This is a genomic window from Kineosphaera limosa NBRC 100340 (genome assembly GCF_000298215.1).
Taxonomy (GTDB): Bacteria; Actinomycetota; Actinomycetes; order Actinomycetales; family Dermatophilaceae; genus Kineosphaera; species Kineosphaera limosa.
In genome coordinates, this window is sequence record NZ_BAHD01000142.1 from 1 (window position 1) to 2,680 (window position 2,680).

3 protein-coding genes are annotated in these 2,680 nt (G+C 76.1%); all 3 read left to right on the forward strand.

What is annotated here, in order from left to right; genetic code table 11:
* On the forward strand, positions 1 to 728 hold a 728-nt coding region (gene dacB, locus KILIM_RS21705; RefSeq protein WP_040564094.1), incomplete at its 5' end, for a D-alanyl-D-alanine carboxypeptidase/D-alanyl-D-alanine endopeptidase.
* 40 nt (positions 729 to 768) lie between these two features.
* Entirely contained in the window at positions 769 to 1,833 is a 1,065-nt protein-coding gene (locus tag KILIM_RS21710; RefSeq protein ID WP_006594914.1) for an Rv3626c family coenzyme F420 biosynthesis-associated protein, read from the forward strand.
* Between the two features lie 31 nt (positions 1,834 to 1,864).
* On the forward strand, positions 1,865 to 2,680 hold an 816-nt coding region (gene tilS / locus KILIM_RS21715; protein WP_006594915.1), incomplete at its 3' end, for a tRNA lysidine(34) synthetase TilS.

Consider the following 2,680-nt stretch of genomic DNA (forward strand, 5'->3'; position numbering starts at 1 on the left):
CGGTGGCGATGCTGGGCCTGGCCACCGACCGCGCCGAGCCCTACCGCCCGTCGACTGCCGACCCGGCACTGCACGCCACCGCCGCCTTCGCCGGGGCCCTTACCGCCGCCGGGCTGCACGTCGAGGGCCGCCCCAGCCGCGCCGCCGCCCCACCTGATGCCGCCGAGCTGGCCACCGTGGCCTCCGCCCCCATCGGCGACGTGCTCGCCATCGCCCTCGACGACTCCGACAACGATCTCACCGAGACGCTCGCCCGCTGGGGCTGCCACCAGGCGGGCGCCCCGACCACCTTCGCCGGCTGTGCCGCGTGGGTCCGCGACCAACTGACCGCCGCCGGGATCGACGTGCGCGGGGTGCGGCTGACCGACACCAGCGGTCTTTCCGGCGGCAGCCAGGTGCCCGTCACCGCGCTCGCCGCGGCGATGGCCCACGGCGCCTCCGGCACCAATCCGAGCCTGTCCGGGGTGCTCGCCCGGCTGCCCGTGGCCGGGCTGACCGGCACCCTCGACGAGCGTTTTCTCGCCGCCGCCGCCAGTCGCGGCGTCGGGCTCGTGCGGGCCAAGACCGGCACCTTGACCGGGGTCAGCGCCCTCGCGGGTAGCGTCGTCGACGCCGACGGGCGGATGCTGACGTTCGCGATCGTCGCCGATCGGGTACCGGGAACGGTGCCTGCCCGGCTCGCGTTGGACCGGCTGGCCGCCACCCTGGCGGCCTGCGGCTGCCGCTGAGCCTGCCGGAACGGTCCACGCGCCACCGAAAGAGGACGACATGACCGACGACCTGCGCCTCGTCGACTGGGGCTTCGCCACCGCCGCCGCCCGCCGCCTGACCCCCGCCGGGCCCACCGTCAGCGCCGATCAGGCAGCGGAGGCAGTGGCCGGCCTGCGCGAGAGCGCCCGCCGGGCCCGCGGCCCCGTCGCGCAGATCACCGGTCTGGACACCCCCGCCGATGCCCCGCAGGCCCTGATCGTCGACCGGGCCACCTGGATGGAGATCAACGCCGGCTCGTTCAGCCGCCTGCTGGACCCCGTGCTCAGCGCCGCCGTCTCCGCCTCCAAACGCCCGCAGCCATCGGCCACCGCCCAGAGCGTCGGCAGCAAGGTGACCGGCACCGAGATCGCGGGGCTGTTGGCGTTCATGTCGACGAAGGTGCTCGGCCAGTACGAGCTGGCGCCCGGGCGCCCGGGCGAGGCAGCGCGGCTGCTGCTCGTCGCCCCCAACGTCGTGCAGGCCGAGCAGGATCTCGACGTGGTGGCCGCCGACTTCCGCCTCTGGGTGTGCCTGCACGAAGAGACCCACCGGGTGCAGTTCACCGCCGTGCCGTGGCTGCGCGAGTACATGTTGGCCCGCACCGACCGACTCGCCCGCGATCTGGCTCCCGACGTCGACGAGGTGCTCGGGCGGCTGCGTCAGGCCGTCAGCAACGCCCCCGAGGCGCTTCGTTCCGGCGGCGCCGGCCTCGCCGGACTGTTCCTGACCCCTGAGCAGAAGGCGCAGGTCGACGAGGTCACCGCCGTGATGTCGCTGCTGGAGGGGCACGCGGACGTCGTCATGGACGAGGTCGGGCCGGCCGTCGTGCCGACGGTCGCGCACATCCGCCAGGTGTTCGAGCGGCGCCGCGACGGGCTGGGCATGTTCGACGTGATCGTCCGCCGGCTCCTGGGCCTGGAGGCCAAGATGGCGCAGTACCGCAACGGTGCCGCCTTCGTTCGCGGCGTCGTCGACCAGGTCGGCATGGCCGGCTTCAACGCCGTCTGGACCTCCCCGCAGACCCTGCCCACCTCCGCCGAACTCGCCGACCCGGCCGCCTGGGTCGCCCGCGTGCACGGCTGAGGCGCGCCGCCGTACGCCTGCCGCCCACCCGATGCCCGGCCCTCACCCCACCGTCGCGGCAACCCGCGTCGCCGTCCGCGCCACGCTGCGCCGCCTGAGCGCCGAGCACCCCGCCGGGCACCCCACCGGGCACTCCACCGGGCAGGACCCGCCGCTGGTGCTCGTGGCGTGCAGCGGCGGAGCGGACTCTCTCGCGCTGGCCGCCGCCACCGCCTTCGAGGCGCCCCGGGCGGGGCTGCGCGCCGGAGCGATCATTATCGACCACGGCCTGCAGGCCGGCTCCGAACACGTGGCGCAGGCGGCCGCGCAGGCCTGCGCCACCCTGCTCCTGGAGCCGGTGCTGGTCGAGCAGGTGCAGGTCGCCACCGCCGGCGACGGCTGGGGCGACGGCCCCGAGGCCGCGGCCCGCGACGCTCGCTACCGCGCCCTCGCCCAGGCCGCGCGGGCGACCGGCGCGGTCGCCGTCCTGCTCGGGCACACCCGCGACGATCAGGCCGAACAGGTGCTCCTCGGGTTGGCCCGCGGCTCCGGAGCCCGATCGCTGGCCGGGATGCCCGCGCGCCGGGGCCACCTGTGGCGGCCGCTGCTCGCCCTGGACCGCGCCACCACCCTGGCCGCCTGCACCCATCAGGGCCTGAGCGCCTGGCACGACCCGCACAACGCCGACGAGCGGTACACCCGGGTGCGCGCCCGCCGGCTGCTCGCCGAGCTGGAGCAAGGCCTCGGCCCGGGGGTGGCCGCCGCCCTGACCCGCACCGCCGACCTGCTGCGCGCCGACGACGAGGCCCTCACCGACCTCGCGCAGCGGCTCCTGGTCGAGTTGCCGGAGCGCGGTCCCTGGCCGGTC